Consider the following 20,840-nt stretch of genomic DNA (forward strand, 5'->3'; position numbering starts at 1 on the left):
TCCAGGCCTCCTTTCGGGGAGGCCTCTGGAGGATTTATGACTTTTTTCAAGACCTCTTTATTTGCGGCGCTGTTTACCTCCTCCGCATTTTTCATTCACACCGCCACCGCTGCGGAGAATTTTGGCAAGGTGTATCAGCCTGTTGCACCCGTCGCTCAGACTCAGGCGCAAATTGTTTACTACCGTGACGCCAGTAACACCACCGGCGGGGCGGCACATATTTATGTGGATAATGAATTCCACGATGCGCTGCTGCCTGGCGGTTATACCGTGTTCTGTTTGGCGCCGGGTAAGCATAATCTCGGCGCATACCAGAACGATGCACCGCAGTATCGTGGTAAAGAACAGGGTTACAACGTCGAAATGAACGGCGGGCAAACCTATTTCGTGCGCGTCAGTGACACGATGAATGCCGTGCCGGAAGCCCGTACGCGCGAGCAGGCGGAGAAGGATTTATCGGGGCTGCGCGAGCAGACCCATGTGCTTTCCCGCGCATCCAGCGTGGAAGCCTGTAAGACTCTGGCCGCGCCTCAGTACAAAGATTACACCCTGTCTGGCGATATTATGTTCCGCTTTGGACAGTCCGGGGAAAAGGGCGTTTCCGCTCAGGGCCGCCAGGCGGTGAAAGACCTGGTGGCGACAATAAAACGTGAAAACGTCGAGCTGAAACAAATCCAGGTGATTGGCCATACGGATGCTATCGGCAGCGATCGTAGCAACTACGCGCTGGGGCTGAAACGTGCGCAGACGGTACGTACGATGCTGGCAGAAAATGGCCTTCCGGCGCGTTTGATGGTGGCGTCCAGCGTCGGCAGTAACGAGCCGGTTGTTAATGACTGTGCCGCGTCCGGCAAGCGTGAGTTGGTTTCTTGCTATGCGCCAAACCGCCGCGTTGTTGTGCGTGTAAGCGGCGATCAGAACGTGACTGCACCTGAGCAAAAATAATCTTGCGTCCTGCCTTCCCGCAATGGGAGGGCATTCTCTTTTCCCTCGTGAATCCCTCATCAAACCTGTTTCGTGACAAAAAATAACCCGTTCCATTGAGACAGGTCTCATTAATTTAAGACTGTTCCGCGTGACAGAATATTCTTAATTTAAACCAATAAATCAATTTAATTCATTGATTTAAATATAAATAATCAATCAGGAAAAACGCGAAATATGGAATCCTCAACTGCAAATTTTCAGGAGGAACAGCTGCTTGCCGCCGCTCGCGATAACCGACAAAGTGATGATTCTCTGCTCAGAAGTATTGCCTGGGTGTGTGAGCATTATGGTCTCGGTAAAAGCGATGATGTTTTGCTGGCGGGTCTGCCTGTCGAACAACTCCTCACTCCCTCTTTAGCGCTTGATGCGCTCAAAAATGCCGGTGTGACCGGAGGGCTCATCAAGCGTAATAGCGCAGAACTGCCGGAGCAGATCTTCCCGATGATTTTGCTGCGTAAGGGCGCTGGCGGGATGGTGCTGCTGGGGCGCGAGCGTCGTAAAAATGCCGAAGACAAATGGGATCTGTTCTATTCCCTGGTCATGCCGGATGTCTCTGACGAGCCGGTTGAACTGAATCATGAAGCGCTTAACGAGCTGTATGTTGGCTACGCGATCGCGGCTAAACCGACTGCGCGTATTGACAGTCGGGTTAGCGATATCGCGCCGCCGCAGCCGAAAGGCCATTGGCTGTTCAGTACGCTGTGGCGCTACCGTCGTTACTATCGTAGCGCCGCGCTGGCGTCGGTGCTGGTGAACGTGCTCGCGCTGGCCACCGTGTTCTTTACCATGAACGTTTATGACCGCGTGATCCCTAACCAGGCGTTTACCACGCTCTGGTCGCTGGCGATTGGCGTGCTGGTGGCAATGATTTTTGAAGCCGTAACCCGTAGCGTGCGTGCTCACCTGCTTGATACCGCAGGAAAAAAAGCGGATCTGATTGTCGGCAGCGTGCTGTTTCGTCAGGCGCTGGCGGTGAAAATGGAGCATAAGCCCGCCTCTTCTGGCTCTTTTGCCAACCAGCTGCGCGAATTCGAATCCGTGCGTGATTTTGTCTCATCCGCGACGCTTGCAACCATTGCCGACCTGCCGTTCGTTCTGCTGTTTATTGGCATTATCTTCGCCATCGGTGGCCCGCTGGCGATTGTCCCGCTGCTGATGCTGCCAATGATCCTGCTGGTCAGTATGGCCATTCAGTGGCCGCTGGCCAAAGTGATGAAAGCCAGCCTGCAGGAAGCATCGCTGAAGCAGGGCGTCCTGATTGAATCCATCGAAGGGATGGAAACGCTGAAATCCGTGGGGGGCGAGTCATGGATGCAGAGCCGCTGGCAAAAGTTCAGCGCCATGCAATCGTCCAGCTCGGCGGCGTCTAAGCACTACTCTACGCTGGCGATGAATTCGGTGAGTTTCCTGCAACAACTGCAGACGGTCATGCTGATTGTCACCGGCGTGTACCTGATTGATGCCGGCACCCTGACGCAGGGCGCGTTAATCGGTACGGTCATGCTGGCCGGTCGTGTGACCGCGCCGTTAAGCCAGGTCGTCGGTTTAGCCGTGCGTTATCAGCAGGCCAAAGCCGCGCTGACTTCCCTGAACAAGCTGATGGAGAACCCAACCGATCGCAGCAGTGAGATTGACTACATCAAACAGCCTGAGTTGAACGGTGATATCGAGCTTAAAGGCATTACCTTCTCTTATCCGGCGCCGCCCATGCAGCCGAACCCGGATATCCTCAAAGGCGTGAATCTGACGATAAAACCGGGCGAGCGTGTGGCGATCGTCGGAAAAATCGGCAGCGGTAAATCCACGCTGCTGCGCATCATTGCCCGCCTTTACACGCCGGTGAAAGGGCAGATTTTCAGTAGCGGTCTGGACGTGAATCAAATTGAGCCGTCTGACTGGCGAAACAACGTAGGGTTTGTGGGGCAGGATGCGCGTCTGTTTTACGGCACATTGCGCGAAAACATCATGATTGGCCGTCAGAATGCGTCGTCTGATGAGTTTCTTAAGGTACTGCGTTTAACCGGGCTGGACCACATTGCCGCACGCCACCCGCGTGGCATTCATATGCCCGTTGGCGAGCAGGGCAACAGTTTGTCCGGCGGCCAGCGTCAGCTGGTTTCCCTGGCGCGAACGCTGTTGGCGCGTCCTAACCTGCTGCTGCTGGATGAACCGACCAGCGCGATGGATGCGCAGACCGAAGCCCTGTTCCTGCAACACCTGAAAATCGCGACCGCCGGACACACGCTGGTTGTTGTCACCCATCGCCCGTCGCTGCTGGCGCTGGTGGACAGAATGGTGATTATTGAGGACGGCAAAATCGTCGCGGATGGTCCAAAACAGCAGATTCTGGCTGCGCTCAACGGCACGCCAACAGCGCAACCTGAGCAGACGCCCGCTAACGACAGTACGCCAGCGCAAGCTGTGCCAGTAAAAGAGCAGGCGGAGGCCAGCGCATGAAATTTCTAAAACAGAAGAAAAATAAACCGCTCTCAGCGCGTGATGCAGCCTGGATGAGCGATATCCAGGAGGCGCTGTTCTCTCAGACCACGCCAAAATCGCGGCTGGTGTTATGGCTCATCCTGGCGGTGTTCATCGGCTTCTTAACCTGGGCGCATTTCGCCAAAGTGGAAGAGATCACCAAGGGTGATGCGAAGATCGTCTCAAAAAGTCGCGAACAGATTATCCAGAGCCTCGAGGGCGGGATACTCGAAGAGTTGAATGTCCGAGAGGGCGATATCGTCGAACCGGGGCAGGTATTGCTGAAAATCGACCCGACGCGTGCGCAATCGAGTTATCAGGAGACGCTGCGCAAGGTGGTGGCACTGGAAGCGACCGTTAACCGCCTGCGTGCGGAAGCGTATGGTCTGCCGCTGACCTTTAGCGACCGCGTGAAAAAGTATCCTTCTGAGGTCGAGCTGGAAACCCGCGCTTACAACAGCCGTAAGCAAGCGCTGGAAGAGGGTGTGGCTTCGCTTGAGAAGAGCTATCGTCTGGCGCAAAACGAAATTGCCATGTCTGAGCCGCTGGCGGCGCGCGGCCTGCTTTCCGAAGTAGAGCTGCTGCGCATGCGCCGTCAGGCAAACGACCTGCAATCGCAGATTGTTGAGCGCCGCAACCGCTATCAGGCGGATGCCAACGCCGACCTGATCCGTCAGGAGCTGGATCTGGTGCAGGCTGAAGAGAGTCTGACCGGTCGCGAAGATATTGTGAACCGCACAACCATTACCGCACTGGTAAAAGGCACGGTCAAAAATGTGCGGGTTACCACTATTGGCGGGGTTATTCAGCCTGGTGAACACATCATGGAGATCGTGCCGCTGGAAGATCAGCTGCTGGTGGAAGGGAAGATCAAACCGTCTGACGTGGCCTTCCTGCATGCCGGTTTGCCTGCCATGGTGAAAATCACCGCTTACGATTTTGCAATCTATGGCGGCCTGAAGGGGCAAGTGTCTCTCGTCAGTCCGGATACGTTAAAAGATGACGCTAAAGCTGCGGCGGGCCGTCCTGATGATACGTATTACCGGGTGATGGTCTTAACCGACAGCAGCACCCTCAAAGCAGGGGATAAAGCCCTGCCGATTATTCCCGGCATGATTGCGACCGTGGAAATTCGTACGGGCGAAAAAACCATTCTCGATTACCTGCTGAAACCTATTTTCAAAGCGAAAGAAGCCTTCCGGGAGCGTTAATTTACGATGAAAAAGTATTCTCCAGTACAGCGTCGCCTGGCGGCGACGCTGACGGTCCTCTCTTGCCTGATTTCAGGGAAAAGTGTCGCCAGTAGCGAGGGCTTATTAGCCTTTCAACCTGTCGCTCCGCAGGCAAAATCCGGCATGGTGATGGCCTCCACCCCGCCTGCACCTCTCGCGCCACGGGTGGCGCAGAAAAGCGCGGTGGATAACCATGCTACTAGCACAACCCACACCGCGTTTGCGAAAAGCAACGCGACAAACGTTGATCGACAGACCGCCCGTGCGCCTGGCGAGAATGAAATCCGTCTGCTCTTTAATAATGCGGTTAATACTGCACTGGGTATGAGCCCTGAGGTTCGTGGCGCACAGTTCAATACCGAGGCGGCACAGGCCAACGTTGATGAAGCGAAAGGGCAACGCTGGCCGCAGGTGGATGTCGGGACGCGTTCAAAAAGCGTCCAGTTCGGTGGCGGAGAACGGGGCTACAGCGACAGTCGTCCGGCGGTGACCGTGAATGTCGCAACCACATTGCTCGATTTTGGTCGTACCAGCAACACCATTAAAAGCCGTGAAGCGCTGCATCTGGCCGCGAAAGAGAATACGGGCGCACAGGCGGAAAACATTGCCTGGCAGGTCAGTAGTGCACTCATTGAGTTGAGTAAGCAGCGCCAGATCATTGTTCTCAGCCAAAAGTACGTGGCGCGTATGAATGAACTGGTCGAAATGCTGGACGGCATTGTGAAGGTTGACCAGGGGCGTCGCAGTGAACTGACGCAGGCCAGAGGGCGTTTTTTACAGGCGCAATCTTCTTTAGATACGGCCATATCGCGCGCGCGTGATACGGAAATCATCCTCAACCGCCTGCTGGGGGATACGCCCGTTCCTCTGCCAACAGCACCGGTGTGGAACCTGAAGCCAGGGGAGCTGAACAAGCAGTTATCCGCCATTGAAAGCCATCCCACCATTCGACAGGCGCAGGCAGAGACCGCATCAGCACTGGCGGATGCGGAAGCGGCGCGTTCTGCCGCCTACCCAACGGTGACGTGGAACGTTGGCAAAAGTACCGGGCGCGATGAACTGGGGCGTGAACAGGCGTGGGAAACCAATGTAAACTTAAGCTGGCCGATTTTCCGGGGCGGTTCACAGCGGGCCGCTGAGCTTTCTGCCGCACGCCGTGCAGATGCCAGCAGAGAGGCCATTGAACAGCAATCCCGCGATCTGGATAACCGGGTACGTGCTGCCGATCAGGATGCCCATAGCATGCTGGAGCGCGCGGGGTTGTATCATAACTTATCGATTGAATCCGATCGTATTCGTCATGATTTCTTCGATCAGTGGTATCACCTCGGTCGACGTACTCTGTTAGATGTGTTGAGTGCAGAAAGTGATTTTTACGGCAACCAGGTCGCGGAAGTGACTAACCGTTTTGATGGCTATTCCGCTATTTTTCGTAGCTATGCCAGTTCCGGTACTTTATTGTTATGGTTACGGAATAATAATTAAGTCTTTTTTAAAGATGGCTCACACTGCAGGCATAAAAGAGAATATGTATGAACCCGTTTTCAGGTAAAAAAATATACGTCGCTTTACTCGACGATCACCCGATTGTCCGTAAGGGGATGGAAATTATATTTAGCCAGGAGCCTGATTTCGAACTAAAAGGCAGCTTTGCCACTCGTATCGAACTCATGAATTTTTTACGCAACAACCGTGTTGATGTGTTGGTTCTTGACTATTTGCTTGGTGATGAAGAGATCGACGGTTTACCGATGATCAAACAGCTCATGAGCAACTTCCCGTGGCTGAAAATTCTTCTTTCCTCCACGCTGGAAAACACGGCGATTGTGCGCATGGCGTTAAAAATCGGCGTGCGTGGGCATGTCGGTAAAAGCCGTGATTTATCGGAAGTGGTGAATGCGGCGCGCCAGGTCGCGGCGGGGCGTATCTCCCTCTCAGAAAGCATGGAGAAAGAGTTCTACCTAATTTCCGAGCCTTGTGCAGACACGAAATCGGGTTCAGAGGGTGACAACGCGCCGCAGGTGATTGAGGGCATTGGCCGCCTGGATCAGCTGTCTCCTAAGGAGCTTGAGGTGCTGCGACTCTTTACCGGTGGAATGTCTGTCCTGCAGATTTCAGAGAAATTCAATCGTAGTCGTAAGACGGTCAGCGGACAGAAGAAATCGGCCATGAAAAAGCTGGGCGTGAAAACGGACTCTGAACTGTTTCTTTGGCACGACCAACTGCTTTAATCCCATTGCAACCGGTTCATCCGAGACATTATCAGGAGCCTTTAACAGGCTCCTTTTTTATTTCAGTCAGACGGTATCGTCCGATGCTTTGTGCTCAATGGGATGAATATTTCGCAGTGCAGCCGCGAGATGATTGATTGAGCAGGGCTTAAACAGGCAATCATTCATGCCAGCCTGTAAACAACGCGCCGTGATCTCATGCATGGCATTGGCGGTAAAGCCGATAATCCAGGCCGCGGCCCTGTGCTGTTCCTGCTCGCGCGTGCGGATTATGTGAGTCAGCTGATAACCATTCATGCCGGGCATGTTGCAGTCGGTAATGATCACGTCGAAATCTGTTTTTTTCCAGATAGCCAGTGCCTCATTTCCCTCTGACGCAAGATACGCATGCTGTCCTAACCAGGCCAACTGTTTAGCCAGCAGGATCCGGTTGGCAGGGTTATCGTCCACGACCAGGATCTTCAGGGCCGGAATTTTGTCTTCGTCTTCGTGCTGCTGGACATCCACGGCCGCCGCCGTTTTTACTTTCGGCAGTGTAAAGGTTGCTCTCACCGTGGTGCCCACGTTTTTCTCACTGGTCAGCATAAGCGTGCCGCCCATGCTTTCGCAAATGGTCCGGCTGATATAGAGGCCCAGCCCCGTTCCTGCGCGGCGGTTGTCTGCCTGACTAAAGGGCCTGAACAAGGCTGCCTGCTGGCTGGCATCGATCCCCACGCCGCTGTCCTTGACGTCAATGATGTAGTGAACGCTGTCATTTACCGGGTCTTCAGCCTGCTGCAGCGTCAGTGATACGCCGCCGACGTCGGTAAACTTAATGGCATTACTTAACAGGTTCGACAGAACCTGCTTGATGCGTAAGGGGTCGGCACAGACATCGATTATCGGTTCCGTCGGGAACGCGCGAGTGAGTTCGATATTTTTCTCAATGGCCACGCCCTGGAAAACCCGCATCATATTGTTAATCAGCGTACCGAGGTTCGTGGCTTCAGGATTGAAATCGAGATGCCCCCCCTCAATACGGGAAATATCCAGAATATCGCCAATTAATCCCACCAGTCCTTCTGCCGATTCATACGCCACCTCGAGCGCCTGAATATCTTGCTCACCACGGCGTCCTTTTTTCAGCACGATATCCAGCATGCCAATAATGGCATTCATCGGCGTGCGGATTTCATGACTCATGGTCGACAGGAAGACGGATTTTGCGCGGTTAGAATCCTCGGCCCTGTCTTTGGCTTCCTTAAGTTCAACCAGCAGCGCTTCACGCTCGGTGATGACCTCGCGTAATTGCACAAGCTGGGTGTTCATCTGACGACGAAGTGCCGCTTTACGCGCGATCTGTCGACGCAGGTAGAGTGCCCAACCCAGGGCCAGAATAATTAAGACGGCGCTAAAGACGGCAGTGGCAATCAACACTTCCCGATAGCGATACCAGAAGCTGTCAACAACCACCAGTTCGTTGGGCCGCCAGCGGTTGGCCAGATTTTCCAGCTCAACAGGGGGAATGCTCAGCAATATTTTATCTAAAATCCCCTGAAGTTCCGGATTGGACAGCCCGACCCCGAAAGAGATCCAGACAGGGGCGTCCCCCACAATCGACACCACTTTAAGTTTGTCCTGAAAGTTGGTGAAGATTTGATAGTCACTCATGATCAGAATACCCACCGCGGCATCCGCTTTCCCCTCAAGTACGGTGGAAAGCAGCTGTGATTCATTGCCCACGTGAACAATTTCAATTTCCGGGTAACGCTGGCGCACCATACTTTCCACACCAATGTTTTTTACCATCGCCAGCCGTTTTCCACGCAGATCTGCCAGCATATGAATGTCGTTACGATTTGTCGCTGTTGCCAGGGAAAAGGCGCTCCGCAGATAGGGGCGGGTGAAAAGAATTTTATTTTTACGCGCTTCACTGGGGGTGATTGAGGCGAGCATATCCGCGCTTGACTCGTTCACCTGTTGAATCAGTTCCTCGGTGGTGCTGCCCGTTTCAAAACGAAACTGTAAACCGGTTCTGAGCGACACAACGGAAAACAGATCGGCGGCAATACCGCGCAGCACACCTTTATTATCAATAAATGAGACTGGGGCTGCATTGTCCTGGCTGTAGATCAGAACGTTAACGATGGGATGTTTCTTGATCCACGTTTTCTCTTGCTCGGTAAAGAGAAGGGATTTCGACCCCTGTGCGAGATCAATGCGATCGGGCTGCCAGAGACGATAAAGCTCCTGCTTTTCATCTTCTGGCACGGCCTTGATTGCGGCATTAATCAGTGTGAGCAGTTGTGGTTTTTTTTGGCTGACGGCAAACCCCACTTCACGGCTGGTCAGGCGTGAGAATCGCTCAACATGAATATTGTTCAGGTAGTTGCGGCTGAGCGAGTAACTGTTGCCCAGGTAAACCCGCGACTGACCAAACGCCACCGCGCTCAACGCTTCCTGATAACTGTCGAACAGGCGAAAACGGGCGTTAGGGTAGGCGGCCTGAGCCTGTGACAGGGGCAAATAGTCCCTCGGCATTGCTACGTCGGTATCACGCAGATCCTCTGCCAGAGGGGCGGTATCGCTATCGTTGAGCCCCAGCACCGGTTTATCGCTGGCATAAGGTAAAGAAAAGGCAAAAGCATCGTTATCCGGGAAGGCGGCCACGGACGGGATCAGGTCAATATCGCCACGTGCCAGCGCCTGCCACGCCTCTTCAGAGGAGCTAAACACTTTTATCTTAACCGGGAGGTTAAGTTGCCAGGCGACCAGTCCCGTATAATCCGCGCTCAAACCTTCATACTCATTGCGAATGTTACGCATGCCAAACGGTGGGGCATCATAATGGGTCACGCCCACGTTCAGTTGTCGTTGTTGTTTTATAAACGCGGCTTGATCGGCGCTAAGAGATAAACGCTGTAATCCCTGGACCGGTGTTCTCATCAGGATCTTATATTCATCGCCTATCGCTGAAGGCATTGAAAGCAAGAATAAAACCAGCAGCACAAAAAGGCGAAAATAGTGACGCATATCTCTTTAACTGACTCCTGAAGACGAAGTGAGCCTGGGAATATCTTCCCCGGACATCGGGTGTGCTGTGAATGAAACATCATAAACAACCTGTACGGGCTAGCCCATAACTTACTGTATAGCCGATGAAAAGACATCCTTCATGCCTGACCTCAGCAATACCGGGGTCGAATTATACCGATGTCATCCTCATTTATGTGTGCGCAGTATGATGAAACAGACGATAAAGGGTTATAAGACCTGACTTGGTTATTTTTTTTAATGAAATAACATCTCATTATAAACGGTAATGGTATTAATTAAGTTGCTGTAAAATACTCAGCTTAAGTGAAATTGAATAAGAGGCGGAAATCGCTTTTTACCTGCCTGTGCCGGGGCTGTACTCTCTTCAGGGAATATCAAGACGGGTCTTATCGTGAGCCACCCGTAACAATGAAAAAATCGGCTTAATTTTTCTGATTAAATAATTGAGCGGATTTTTATGCGCCCGGTACCTCAACGTCGACCTGTTAACCACGCCGCAATAAGCCAGCAGTTACATTCCCTGGCGGAGATTTATCGCCAGTCTATGGCTGACGGGGATTACGCCAGCGCCTCTCGCTGCTGTGAAAAAGCCCTGGCCATATTGCCCAAAAATATGTCAGTGCAAAGTGACTATGCGCTAAGCCTGATGCGTCAGGGAAAGTACGATCAGGCGTATAAAGTGTATCGTAAAATACACCGGTCGCCGCAGCGTCATGAAGCCTCTGAAACCTGGCTGGATGGTTTTGCTGAACTGTGTGGGCACATGGGCAAAACCCAGGAGATGCGCACCTATGGCCTTGAGTCGCTGACGCTGTCGGATCAACGCTTTGGTCACGGCAAATGCTGGCCGCTTCCCTCAACGCCGCCGCGTCCTTTTGATGCCACGCAGCGCGAAAAAAATATTATCGCCTTCAGCCTGTTCGGCGATCGGCCGCGCTATTGCGAAACGCTGATTAAAAACATTGAAGCCGCAAACTCGCTGTTTCCTGGCTGGTGCTGCCGTGTGTATCTGGATAATTCTGTGCCGCAGCACGTCTGGCAACGTCTGCAGGCGGGCGGTGCTCAACTGGTCGATATGAGCCACGAAAAAACCATCTATCCCACGTTATGGCGTTTTCTGGTGATGGACGACCCGACGGTTGAGCGGTTTTTGGTTCGTGATGCCGACTCGTTGCTCTCCGAACGCGAGCAGGTTTGTGTCGAGGCGTGGCTACGTTCGCCCTGGTACTTTCACCATATGCGTGACTATTTCACGCATACCGAGTTGTTACTCGCCGGGATGTGGGCTGGATGTGGCGGCATCTTCCCGAACGTTGCAAGAATGATGCGTGAGTTTGTCGTGCAGTACCGGGGCAATGCGCGCTTCACTGACCAGTATTTCCTGAAGGCGGTGCTGTGGTCCACCGTGCGGCAAAGTCTGCTTAGCCATGATGCTATTTTTGGTTTTCATCATGCTGAACCCTGGCCGGCGCATCCTCCTGTTCGCTGGAAGGCAGAACACTTCCACGTCGGGAGCAATGCCGGGTTTACGATCATGGCCGGGCCAAGCCATAAACAAGACGGGGAAAAGCAGGCTGTGCTGCTGAAAATGGACGGTAATGCCTGGCGGTATACGGCACCCGTGCAGCAGGGGCAGTGGAAACTGCCGATGCCTTTTTTTATTGCCGAGGGGTTTCGTCAGGGAGACGTTAAGGTCGAGATAGTGAACGACGACGATCGTCAGGGGAGCTGAGACAGATTGCGGGACTCCCGGAAACGCAGCGTCCCGCGTGTCGCCAGGACCGCAGGACGCCTGCATTTACATATTATTGAGGGCGACCTGCATACCGACCTGAACCAGCAGTTCCGTTTCCATACCTGAATGCTGATATACGGCATATTGCACGCCATCGACAGTTACTGAGCCCCGGGCTTTCGTCCATTCACCCATTTCCGCGCCTTCGGGAAGTAGGTCCGAGAGGTTAATTTCATCCCCTGCATCACCTTTTATCATCAGTTGCTGGCTGGTATCGTCGGCAAAAAGACGCGCTTCATTCTGAATTAAAACGTCGTCGAGCGTTATTTCCAGCACCACCGGAAATGGCGTATCGCGGTCCCCATCCGTGAGGGCCTCTGGCGCGATATCGCGATTATCAATATTGTTGTTCATCACGGATTAACCTGTTCAAACGTAAAAAAGTACTTTCCTGGTAAAGTGGAGGAGAAATTTTTACCGGGACGGAACAGGCGCGACAATAAGTCCGGTCTTATACTGTCGGGATCTTGTCTGCCACTGAGGTATCTGCGCAGAACAAGACAAAGCTTACTCAGGGTAAGCCGGGTCATCGGTATAATTTTATTTTCCAGCATGTTTTATTCAGGGAACGACTCGTACGATGCGTTTTTTATCAGCCCGGCTATTGAGCCTGCTTCTTACCGTGTGTTGTGTAGGGCAACTGCACGCCCAGCCACTGGAACTGCAGCGTCGCGTTCAGGTTAACGCGCCGCATGTCCAGTTCAGTGAGGCGGCGCAACGCTGGCTGGACAGCCATTCCACGCTGCATGTGGGGGTTTGGGGGCAGGAGCAACCGCCGTTAAGCGAAGGGATGGGACATGGCGTCTTTGGCGGCATTGCTGCTGATTACCTGGCTATGCTGGAAGACAGCCTTAAGGTAAAAATTAAGCTGCATTACTACGAAAACAGCAGTGAAGCGTTACTCGCGCTGAAGCGCCAGGAAATACAGATGGTGGCTATCTGGAATCCGGAACTGTGGCCAAGCCCGGACCTGCAAGCCTCACCGCCCTGGCTGCTGGATAAAGCGGTTCTGATGACCCCAAAATCACAGGGTGAAACGCCTGTCGATCTGCGAAATAAAGTGATTGGCGTCGTCTCAGGAAGCCAGGCCAGTGAAGCGCTTCGCCGCCAGTATCCGGACAGCACACTGCGCTTCCAGTCGTGGTATAACACCGCCGTCAGCGCGCTGGCCTTTAAGCAAATCGATGCGCTGTGGATTAACCGGGCCAGTGCGGAATATCTTACGCAATACCACCAGGTCAGAGACCTGAGCTGGACGTTCAGCCCGACGATACCTAATCTGAACATGAGTTTTGGTATCGACCGACAGCTACCGCTGCTGGCGGAATCCATCGATACCGTATTTAAACATATCTCTTTAGCCAGCCGTTTACGCATTGCGACCAGCTGGGGTCTGAACCGGAGCTTTGTGATCACCGCCAATCCACTGGGGTTAGATCCCGAGGAGGAAAGCTGGCTACGCGAGCACGGGCAAATTCAGGTCATTATTGACCGCCGTCAAAGGCCTGTCACGTTTGTCAGCGAAGGTGAACCTCAGGGGCTGGTGGTCGATCTGCTTAACCAGTTTAACGACCAGTACGGCATTCGCTTTTCCTTCCTCAGCGTTGAAAGCGATGCTGAACTTCTGGCAATGAAGCGCGCTCACCCTGACGCACTGTTTGTTGAACAGGTTATCGATACGCCGCAGCAGACCAAAAGCGGTGCAGCGAAAACGCCTCCGTTGCTTACCACGCCCGCCGTGGTGGTGATGGATCAGGGCATCAAGCGCCCCAGTGATTTCTCACAGTTGAAAGGCGAGAAAATTGCCATTCAGGCGAATGACCCGCTGTTACCCTGGCTGGACACCTGGTATCCCACCATTAAGCTGGTGAAAGTTCCGCATATGGACGACGCCCTTGAACGCTTAAAACGTGGAGAAGTCCGTGGGGTGATTGCACCGCAGTTTATTGCCAGTTATCTCGTGACTCTCCACCATCCAACCCGTTTTCATCTGGCGGTGACCCTTCCTGTGACACCCGTCGATCTGGTGTTGTCGGCGCAAACGGACAGCAGCCAGCCGATCAATATCCTGAACAAAGCGCTGGCCGATATGCAGCCACGGGCGCTGATGCAAATGGCGGGTGACTGGCGTCAGGCGGCGATAGAAAACAGTGAAACCTGGAATAAAAGCACGTTCGTGAACTCGCTGCTGTGGGGCATATTGCTCTTTCTGGTCGTGGTGGGCTGCTGGCTGTGGATCCAGTATTTGCGCCGTGCATTACGCCGCGGCAACGTCTGGCAGCAGAAGCTGGCTGAGCAGCTGAAATTTACCCAATCACTGATAGACGCCTCTCCTGTTGCGCTCTATGTCCGCGATCGGCAGGGGAATTTACTGCGTTATAACCAGGCCTGGAGCGATACTATTGGCCTGTCAGGGCAGGATCTGAAAGGTCTGCCGATCACCGCCATCAATACGGTTGAGCCTTCAGAGCTGGCGGCGATCGAAGCCCGCTATCGCCAGGCATTGCAGGATGGTCAACCGCAGAAATGGTCCGCCAGGTTTCAGGTGGGTGAGCAGCCACGATACTTGCAGGGGTGGGTCGTGCCGTGGCATGACGGGCAGGGCGAGATTGGCGGGTTAATTGGTGGCTGGCTGGATATCACCGAAAAAGAGCTGTTAATTACTCAACTCTCTGAAACAAAAAGTAATCTTGAGCAGGCGATTGCCAGTAAAAATGCCTTTATGCTGAGCATGGGGCATGAGGTTCGCACACCGCTTAACGTGATTACGGGTCTGCTGGAACTGGAACTTCAGGCGCTGGACGAGCGCCATGAACGCAACGAGAATCTGAACCTCATCTGGGAGTCCTCCCTTAATCTGCTTTCGTTAATTGGCGACATGTTCGATGTTTTCCGTGCCGATAACCCGCAACTGCTCGGCTTAACGCGCAGCACGAACCTGCCGCAGCTGATTGACAGCACGGTCGCTCTCTATCGTCAGCAGGCAGAAGCGAAAGGTATGAGCCTGAACGTGCTGATCGAGCTTTCAGCTCAACGCTACGATACCGATCCGCTGTTAATTATCCGCATTCTGTCGAGCCTCCTGCGCAATGCCATCAAGCATGCTGACGGCGATGCCATTGATATCGAGGTGTATGAGGGAACCCGTGATCCACAGGTTGAAAGCGTCCGGTTGGTGATTGAGGTGTGCGATGGGGGCCCGGGGATTTCCGAAGCAACCCAGGCACAAATCATCGAACGCGCGAACAACGTGACGCTTAAATCGGAGTGGACCGATACCGGCTTTAGTTTGCCCGCCTGTCTGCATATGGCGCGCGCTGCCGGGGCGGAGGTGCGCGTTGAGAGCGAGCCGCACGAAGGATGTGTGGTGAGTTTCCTCTTTAATGCGACACCCTCAGCGAAAATAGCCCTGCATCATCCGGCACCGGACAGCGTAGCCAGCCTGCATATTCTGGTGGTGGATGATTATCCTCCCGCGCGTCAGACCTTACAGCAGCGACTCGAATCATGGGGACACCGCGTCTCTTTGGCCACGCAAGGAGAAGAGGCGCTGGCAATGTGGAAAGCGCAGCCAGCGCGTTATGCCGCCATTATTACTGACTGTACTATGCCGGTGATGGATGGTTACGAACTGACCCGGCAGATCCGTGAGCATGAACGACGGGAAGGACGTGAGGCGATCCCCATTTTTGGCCTGACGGCCATGAGCGGCACAGAAGCGGCCGCAAGCTGTATTGATGCCGGGATGGATGAATATCTGGAAAAACCGCTAACGCCGCAAAAATTGCAGGAGATGCTGGAGCGGTATTTCGCCAGTGCCGGAAAGACGGACGCCACCGTTGACGATAAAACACGCCAGCTTCAGTTCGAAATGATCGCCGTGAATCATGACGACGCCGAACACCTTAAACAGCGACTTGAACAGCGAGAGCGCGACAAGGTTGGCCGCATGGCTCACCGGATTAACGGCGGTGCGCGGTTGATGAATTTTACCTCGCTGAAAGAGGCCTGTGAGGCGCTGGAACTCGCCTGCAACAACGAACAAGGCTGGGAATCCATCGAACCGTTGGTCAGCCGTGTGCTGGAAGAGATGGAACGGTTTAACGCGTGGCTGGAACGCCAGACGTGAGACGTCGGCAAAAGGGAATGTTGCGGCATAACGGCGATACCAGGGCAAATATCCTGCACCCTGACGCTTATTGGATATACTTCATGTGGCAGGTTGTGCTGTTTCCGGATTTTTCAGCCAGAGCGGAGACACCGCATCGTACATCCTGCAACGGGAACCAATGAAAATGTTCACCATGAAACAGTTATGGAGGTGTGGAAGATGGGATTATTAAGTTTTGTGAAAGAAGCGGGCGAGAAAATCTGGGATGCCGTATCCGGCGGTAGCAAGGAAGATCAGGCCGACAAGCTGAAAAAACATATTGATAGTCTTAACCTGCCTGGTGCCGAAAAGGTCAACATTAATGTCGCGGACGACGGTACGGCGACGGTGACCGGCGACGTGGGCTCCCAGGAAGATAAAGAAAAAATTCTGGTGGCGATAGGTAACGTCACCGGGATTGGTCAGGTCAATGATAGCGTGACCGTCACCCAAAGCGGGGTGGAAAGCCGCTATTACACGGTGAAATCCGGCGATACCCTGAGCGCCATCTCAAAAGCGATGTATGGCTCTGCCAATGAGTATCAGCGTATTTTTGAAGCCAATAAACCGATGCTGACGCATCCCGACAAAATCTACCCGGGTCAGGTACTGATTATCCCGGCTAAGTAAGCCGTCAATCAGGACGTGTTAGCGATGTTTGTAGGGAGTCTGTGATGGGATTATTAGATCAAATCGGCAGCCTGGCCGGCGGGCAGGGCGGTAAGACGGAGCAACTCCAGGCGATCATGACCTGGATTGAGCAGCAGGGCGGCATTCAGGGGATCCTCGAAAAATTCCGCAATGGCGGCCTGGGCGGCGTTGTCGAGTCGTGGCTTAGCCAGCAGAGTAATCAGTCGGTGAACAGCGAACAGATCACATCGGTGTTTGGATCGCCAGCGCTGCAGGATCTTGGCGCGAAACTGGGCGTGGATTCTCAAACCGCGTCGACGCTGATTGCTGAATACCTGCCTAAAATCGTCGACGGCCTTTCACCGCAGGGCGAAGCCCCGGCCCAGGGCGACCTGATGTCTGCGGGACTTAACCTGCTCAAAGGTAAGTTCCTGAGTTAGTGCAATCCACGGCGTGATGACGCCGTGTACATACCAGGCCTGTATTCAGGCCTGGTATGTAGTATCAGGCTTAATGGGAAGAGACAAATATCGACGCCTGCTGCACAGGCGGAACGGCGAAATTACGCTGCATGCGTTTTATTTCCTCTGCGGGTGGCAAACCAAACAGCCGTTTGAATTCACGATTAAACTGCGACGGACTTTCATAACCGACGGCGTAGCTCGCGGCGGCGGCGGTAATATGCTGACGCACCATCAACATCCTTGCCTGGTGCAGGCGCACCGATTTCACATATTGCATCGGCGGCATACGGGTTATCGCTTTGAAATGGGTGTGAAACGTCGGCACACTCATTCCGGCCTCCATCGCCAGTTGATTAAGCGTTAACGGCTCAGCGTAGGCGGTATGGATGTGCTGCAGTACTTTGCCAATTTTGCCGAACTGCCCCTGTAAGGCCAGCGCGGCGCGCATGGCCTTGCCCTGGGCGCCCGTCAGGACGCGGAAATAGAGCTCTCGCACCCGCGCCGGGCCGAGGATCGCCGCCTCAAGCGGATTGTTCAGTACTTCAAGCAGGCGCAGCACGGCCGTTTTTACCGCGTCGTCCATCGGGCTCGACATCATGCTTTGTGGCGCAGCGGGAGGATGTGGGGCGTGATGCTGCTCAATCTGCAACATCAGTTCAGCGGCAAGCTGAAAATCCAGATGCAGATATATCGCCAGTAAGGGGTGTTCTGCCGACGCGTCGGTTTCCATCACAAACGGCACCGGTACTGACACGGCCAGATAGTGCTGTTCATCATACAGATAGGTCTGCTGACCGAAAAAGCCGCGTTTGCTGCCCTGGCAGACAATCACAATCCCCGGATCGTAAAGCACGGGCGTTCGCGCAAGCGGGCGGTCGGCACGCAAAATTCGCACATCAGGCAACGCCGTCAGGTTGTACCCTTCCTGCACCGCCAGTGCTTTTACTAAGGTAATCATCCCGGACATCACTGCACCTCATAAAATCAGGCAATAAAAAGAGAAAATACGGCCTAAAAATACGGCAAATCAGAGAATACCATGCAGCCTTCACTGTTCATGGGAGTTATTTATGGCATCTGCAAAAACAATCTTAATCACCGGCGTCAGCAGCGGCTTTGGTCGTGCTCTGGCGGAGGAAGCCCTCGCCGCAGGTCATCGGGTCGTGGGGACCGTGCGCACCCCCGAAGCAAAGCAGGCATTCGAGGCACTCGATACGCAGCGGGCATTCGGCTGCCTGCTTGATGTCACGGACTATGCGCACATTGATGAAGTGATTACGCAGAGTGTATCCACCGTCGGCCCGATTGATGTCCTTGTGAACAATGCCGGTTACGGTCACGAAGGCATACTGGAAGAGTCCTCGCTCGCAGACATGCGCCGCCAGTTTGAGGTGAATGTGTTTGGCGCCGTCGCGATGATCAAAGCCGTGCTGCCGGGCATGCGCCAGCGTCGTCACGGCCATATTCTTAATATCACCTCGATGGGCGGTTTCATCACTCTGCCCGGCATCAGCTATTACTGTGGCAGTAAATTTGCACTCGAAGGCATATCAGATACGCTGAGCAAAGAGCTTGCTCCGTTCAACATACATGTCACTGCGGTGGCACCGGGCTCGTTTCGCACCGACTGGGCAGGACGCTCGATGGTACGCAGTGCGCGCAGCATCCCGGACTATGACGCGTTATTCGATCCTGTCCGCCAGGCTCGTCAGGAAAAAAGTGGTCAGCAACTCGGCGACCCCGTAAAAGCGGCGCGCGCCATGCTGGCTATCATTGAGAGCCAGAACCCGCCGACGCATTTATTGCTTGGCAGTGATGCTTTGAGTTTAGTGCGGGAAAAGCTCGCGCGTTTAGGTGAGGAAATCGATCGCTGGGAAGCGCTAACACGTTCAACGGACGGCTGAGCGGCGAACAGGGGAACATGATTACAGGCCGGTTTGCCACCGGCCAGTACGGGTCGCGGCGAAAGCCGCGACGCTAGGTTGATTGCTGGCGTTCAGGGCAGACGGTACTGCGACGCCATGCCCCGGGGGCCTGGCCATACTGACGCTTAAAGCTGCGGTTGAAGGACTGCTGGGAATCAAAGCCCAGCGCGATCGCCACGTTCAGGATCGGTTCATCGCTGTGGGTTAAGCGCTCGACCGATTTTTGCAGCTTTTGTGCACGAATATACTCGGCCAGCGGATACCCGGTATGTTCCTTGAAGATCCGCTGGAGATGCCATTTCGAGTAGCCGGCGCGCCTGGAAACGGTGTTAATGTCCAGGCGGCTTTCAAGGTTGTTGTCGATCCAGTCGAGTAGATCATGAATAAATGCGTCAGTGTTCATGGTTTCCCCCACGCCGCGTTTTAAAAAGCATTTTTGTCTGTTGCATTTAAAGATGACTCGCTCTGACATTAAATGCAAGTTTTATTGTTGCATTTAAATCCTTGCCGAAAACGCGCCTTTTGCCCCTGAGCCAAATAGCACATAAAGTGTATTAATTATTCTTGCACTAAATCTGACGCCTTCCTACAATCGCCGCGATAGTGTATTCGCAACTGTTACAGTTTTGTGGCGATGAACGACACAAATAGTCTCAAGCCAGTCCGGACAAAGGAAGTGGCGCCGCGTCTCCCGCAGCGTCTTGCCCGGCGGCTACCATTACCGGAATAAAAATAATGAGCCTGCAAAAACCCTGGGTTAACGTTCATCTGACGGCGCTGGGAGCGATGTTCCTCTCCATGCTGCTTGTCGGATGCGATGACGGCGTGGCACAAAATGCCGTCCCACAAGCGCCCGCTGTGAGCGCCGCTGACGTGGTAGTGAAATCCATCAGTCAGTGGGATAGCTTTAACGGCCGGATTGAAGCGGTGGAAAGCGTTCAGCTGCGCCCCCGTGTCTCCGGCTACATTGATAAAGTGAATTACACCGACGGCCAGGAAGTGAAAAAGGGCGAGGTGCTGTTCACTATCGATGACAGAACCTATCGCGCTGCGCTGGAACAGGCGCAGGCCACCTTAACGAGAGCCAAAACGCAGGCCAGCCTGGCGCGCAGTGAGGCTAACCGTACCGATAAACTCGTCAATACCAACGTCGTCTCCCGTGAAGAGTGGGAGCAGCGCCGTTCGGCCGCCGCTCAGGCGCAGGCCGACATTCGCGCCGCGCAGGCGGCTGTTGACGCGGCACAACTTAACCTCGATTTCACCAAAGTGACCGCGCCTATTGATGGCCGCGCCAGCCGCGCGCTGATCACCAGCGGTAATCTGGTCACTGCGGGTGACAGTGCCAGCGTCCTCACCACGCTGGTCTCCCTGAAAACGGTTTACGTCTACTTTGACGTGGATGAGGCAACCTACCTCCACTATCAAAATCTCGCCCGCAGCGGGCAGGGCGCGTCCAGTAATCACCTGGCGCTCCCGGTTGAGATTGGTCTGGTGGGGGAGGAGGGTTATCCCCATCAGGGCAAGGTGGATTTTCTTGATAATCAGTTAACGCCGAGCACCGGCACCATCCGTATGCGCGCGCTGCTGGATAATGCGCAGCGTCAGTTCACGCCAGGACTGTTTGCCCGCGTACGCCTGCCGGGCAGCGCTGAATTCAAAGCCACGCTTGTCGACGATAAAGCGGTGCTGACCGATCAGGATCGCAAATACGTTTATATCGTTGATAAAGAAGGTAAAGCGCAGCGCCGCGATATCACGCCGGGACGTCTGGCCGCCGGTTTACGTATCGTGCAGCAGGGGCTGAACCCTGGCGATAAAGTCATCGTCGACGGTTTACAAAAAGTGTTTATGCCGGGTATGCCGGTTAACGCGAAAACCGTTCCGATGACCGCCAGCGCCGCGCTTAACTGAT

14 protein-coding genes and 1 pseudogene are annotated in these 20,840 nt (G+C 54.1%); 11 read left to right on the plus strand and 4 right to left on the minus strand.

All coding sequences use genetic code 11. From position 1 onward, the window contains the following. Window positions 1-36: 36 nt before the first annotated feature. The 5 genes from BH714_RS01490 to BH714_RS01510 all read left to right on the plus strand — a co-directional run bounded on the left by BH714_RS01490 (window position 37) and on the right by BH714_RS01510 (window position 6,928). Window positions 37-945, plus strand: a complete 909-nt coding sequence (locus tag BH714_RS01490; RefSeq protein ID WP_040016850.1) for an OmpA family protein — start codon at window positions 37-39, stop codon at window positions 943-945. 216 nt (window positions 946-1,161) lie between these two features. Then, window positions 1,162-3,444 (plus strand): type I secretion system permease/ATPase, encoded by a 2,283-nt coding sequence (locus tag BH714_RS01495; RefSeq protein WP_020885111.1) that lies wholly within the window; start codon window positions 1,162-1,164, stop codon window positions 3,442-3,444. Beyond that, the gene (locus BH714_RS01500) at window positions 3,441-4,676 is read left to right on the plus strand and encodes an HlyD family type I secretion periplasmic adaptor subunit (protein WP_020885110.1); all 1,236 of its coding nucleotides are present in this window, start codon (window positions 3,441-3,443) and stop codon (window positions 4,674-4,676) included. Before BH714_RS01495 ends, BH714_RS01500 begins: the two co-directional genes overlap by 4 nt. 6 nt (window positions 4,677-4,682) lie before the next feature. Further along, window positions 4,683-6,182, plus strand: coding sequence for a TolC family protein (locus BH714_RS01505; protein WP_040016851.1), 1,500 nt, complete (start codon window positions 4,683-4,685; stop codon window positions 6,180-6,182). A 47-nt stretch (window positions 6,183-6,229) separates the two neighbouring features. Next, the gene (locus BH714_RS01510) at window positions 6,230-6,928 is read left to right on the plus strand and encodes a response regulator (RefSeq protein ID WP_025204758.1); all 699 of its coding nucleotides are present in this window, start codon (window positions 6,230-6,232) and stop codon (window positions 6,926-6,928) included. 66 nt (window positions 6,929-6,994) lie between these two features. On the opposite strand, the gene BH714_RS01515 is transcribed toward BH714_RS01510, so the two are convergent. Then, window positions 6,995-9,940, minus strand: a complete 2,946-nt coding sequence (locus tag BH714_RS01515; RefSeq protein WP_040016852.1) for a transporter substrate-binding domain-containing protein — start codon at window positions 9,938-9,940, stop codon at window positions 6,995-6,997. 481 nt (window positions 9,941-10,421) lie between these two features. On the opposite strand from BH714_RS01515, the gene BH714_RS01520 reads away from it, so the two are divergent. Further along, complete coding sequence (locus tag BH714_RS01520) at window positions 10,422-11,696, plus strand: tetratricopeptide repeat protein (RefSeq protein ID WP_040016853.1); 1,275 nt, start codon at window positions 10,422-10,424, stop codon at window positions 11,694-11,696. Window positions 11,697-11,762: 66 nt separating this feature from the next. Here BH714_RS01520 and BH714_RS01525 read toward each other — a convergent pair whose 3' ends face one another. Beyond that, complete coding sequence (locus tag BH714_RS01525) at window positions 11,763-12,113, minus strand: hypothetical protein (protein WP_040016854.1); 351 nt, start codon at window positions 12,111-12,113, stop codon at window positions 11,763-11,765. A gap of 226 nt (window positions 12,114-12,339) precedes the next feature. Between BH714_RS01525 and BH714_RS01530 the strand changes: the two genes are divergently transcribed. The 3 genes and pseudogenes from BH714_RS01530 to BH714_RS01540 form a co-directional block, all read left to right on the plus strand. Then, window positions 12,340-15,888: a response regulator gene (locus tag BH714_RS01530; protein WP_040016855.1), complete on the plus strand. Its 3,549-nt coding sequence runs from the start codon at window positions 12,340-12,342 to the stop codon at window positions 15,886-15,888. 201 nt (window positions 15,889-16,089) lie between these two features. Then, on the plus strand, window positions 16,090-16,539 hold the full coding sequence (gene lysM / locus BH714_RS01535) for a peptidoglycan-binding protein LysM (RefSeq protein WP_040019000.1): 450 nt from the start codon (window positions 16,090-16,092) through the stop codon (window positions 16,537-16,539). Between the two features lie 29 nt (window positions 16,540-16,568). Then, window positions 16,569-16,979 (plus strand): annotated as a pseudogene (locus tag BH714_RS01540) (YidB family protein); the annotation flags it as partial. A 70-nt stretch (window positions 16,980-17,049) separates the two neighbouring features. Here BH714_RS01540 and BH714_RS01545 read toward each other — a convergent pair. Next, window positions 17,050-17,970: an AraC family transcriptional regulator gene (locus tag BH714_RS01545; protein WP_040016856.1), complete on the minus strand. Its 921-nt coding sequence runs from the start codon at window positions 17,968-17,970 to the stop codon at window positions 17,050-17,052. Window positions 17,971-18,073: 103 nt separating this feature from the next. Here BH714_RS01545 and BH714_RS01550 point away from each other — a divergent pair, with 103 nt between their 5' ends. Then, a complete protein-coding gene (locus BH714_RS01550; protein ID WP_040016857.1) occupies window positions 18,074-18,907 on the plus strand; it encodes an oxidoreductase in 834 nt (277 codons plus the stop codon). A 73-nt stretch (window positions 18,908-18,980) separates the two neighbouring features. Here BH714_RS01550 and BH714_RS01555 read toward each other — a convergent pair whose 3' ends face one another. Further along, window positions 18,981-19,331, minus strand: a complete 351-nt coding sequence (locus BH714_RS01555; RefSeq protein WP_032670748.1) for a helix-turn-helix domain-containing protein — start codon at window positions 19,329-19,331, stop codon at window positions 18,981-18,983. Window positions 19,332-19,663: 332 nt separating this feature from the next. Here BH714_RS01555 and BH714_RS01560 point away from each other — a divergent pair, with 332 nt between their 5' ends. Beyond that, window positions 19,664-20,839 carry a multidrug efflux RND transporter periplasmic adaptor subunit OqxA gene (locus BH714_RS01560; RefSeq protein WP_014168988.1) on the plus strand — a complete coding sequence of 392 codons (1,176 nt, stop codon included), beginning with the start codon at window positions 19,664-19,666 and terminating at the stop codon, window positions 20,837-20,839. Window position 20,840: the final 1 nt, after the last annotated feature.

The sequence above is a fragment of the Enterobacter ludwigii genome (assembly GCF_001750725.1).
GTDB classification, from domain to species: domain Bacteria; phylum Pseudomonadota; class Gammaproteobacteria; order Enterobacterales; family Enterobacteriaceae; genus Enterobacter; species Enterobacter ludwigii.

Coding starts and splice junctions, on each gene's coding strand:
- BH714_RS01505 (WP_040016851.1), top strand. CDS start 4,683: ATGAAAAAGTATTCTCCAGTACAGCGTCGCCTGGCGGCGACGCTGACG.
- BH714_RS01490 (WP_040016850.1), top strand. CDS start 37: ATGACTTTTTTCAAGACCTCTTTATTTGCGGCGCTGTTTACCTCCTCC.
- BH714_RS01500 (WP_020885110.1), top strand. CDS start 3,441: ATGAAATTTCTAAAACAGAAGAAAAATAAACCGCTCTCAGCGCGTGAT.
- BH714_RS01495 (WP_020885111.1), top strand. CDS start 1,162: ATGGAATCCTCAACTGCAAATTTTCAGGAGGAACAGCTGCTTGCCGCC.
- BH714_RS01530 (WP_040016855.1), top strand. CDS start 12,340: ATGCGTTTTTTATCAGCCCGGCTATTGAGCCTGCTTCTTACCGTGTGT.
- BH714_RS01550 (WP_040016857.1), top strand. CDS start 18,074: ATGGCATCTGCAAAAACAATCTTAATCACCGGCGTCAGCAGCGGCTTT.
- BH714_RS01525 (WP_040016854.1), bottom strand. CDS start 12,113: ATGAACAACAATATTGATAATCGCGATATCGCGCCAGAGGCCCTCACG.
- BH714_RS01560 (WP_014168988.1), top strand. CDS start 19,664: ATGAGCCTGCAAAAACCCTGGGTTAACGTTCATCTGACGGCGCTGGGA.
- BH714_RS01510 (WP_025204758.1), top strand. CDS start 6,230: ATGAACCCGTTTTCAGGTAAAAAAATATACGTCGCTTTACTCGACGAT.
- BH714_RS01555 (WP_032670748.1), bottom strand. CDS start 19,331: ATGAACACTGACGCATTTATTCATGATCTACTCGACTGGATCGACAAC.
- lysM (WP_040019000.1), top strand. CDS start 16,090: ATGGGATTATTAAGTTTTGTGAAAGAAGCGGGCGAGAAAATCTGGGAT.
- BH714_RS01545 (WP_040016856.1), bottom strand. CDS start 17,970: ATGTCCGGGATGATTACCTTAGTAAAAGCACTGGCGGTGCAGGAAGGG.
- BH714_RS01520 (WP_040016853.1), top strand. CDS start 10,422: ATGCGCCCGGTACCTCAACGTCGACCTGTTAACCACGCCGCAATAAGC.
- BH714_RS01515 (WP_040016852.1), bottom strand. CDS start 9,940: ATGCGTCACTATTTTCGCCTTTTTGTGCTGCTGGTTTTATTCTTGCTT.